This is a genomic window from Salinicoccus sp. RF5 (genome assembly GCF_020786625.1).
Taxonomy (GTDB): Bacteria; Bacillota; Bacilli; order Staphylococcales; family Salinicoccaceae; genus Salinicoccus.
In genome coordinates this window covers 1-462 of sequence record NZ_JAJGRC010000011.1, presented here as the reverse complement: position 1 = coordinate 462, position 462 = coordinate 1, and the positions used below count along the sequence as shown (strand labels likewise).

1 pseudogene is annotated in these 462 nt (G+C 68.4%); it reads left to right on the top strand.

The annotated features are described in order from the left end of the window. Positions 1 to 462 (top strand): annotated as a pseudogene (gene pvcC, locus LLU09_RS12520) (paerucumarin biosynthesis protein PvcC); the annotation flags it as partial.

The window sequence follows — 462 nt, the reverse complement described above, 5'->3', positions numbered from 1 at the left end:
ACCCCGGCCTGCGCCTGATGTGCCGGCCATCCTACGAGGAGCGCGCGAGCAGTCCCTTCGACTATCCGCTGTCCAGCCGCTTCGACGAGAACGACAGCGTGCTGCTGTTCGACAAGGCGCTGATTCCCTGGGAGGACGTCCTGGTCTACCGCGACCTGCGCCGCGCCACCGGCTTCTATGCCGAGTCGGGCTTCGCCAACCTGTACAACTTCCAGTCCGGCATCCGCCTCGGGGTGAAGCTGGAGCTGATGATCGGCCTGCTTTCCCTCGGCGTGCGCGCCAATGGCACCCAGAGCTTCCGCGGGATACAGGCTGCCCTCGGCGAGCTGATCGCCCTGCAGCACCTGCTGCAGGCGCTGACCACCGCCATGGCCCGCGACCCGGAGCGCAACGCCGCCGGGTCGGCGGTGCCGCGCCTGGAGTACGCCAATGCCCTGCGCATCCAGGTGCCGCAGATCTGGA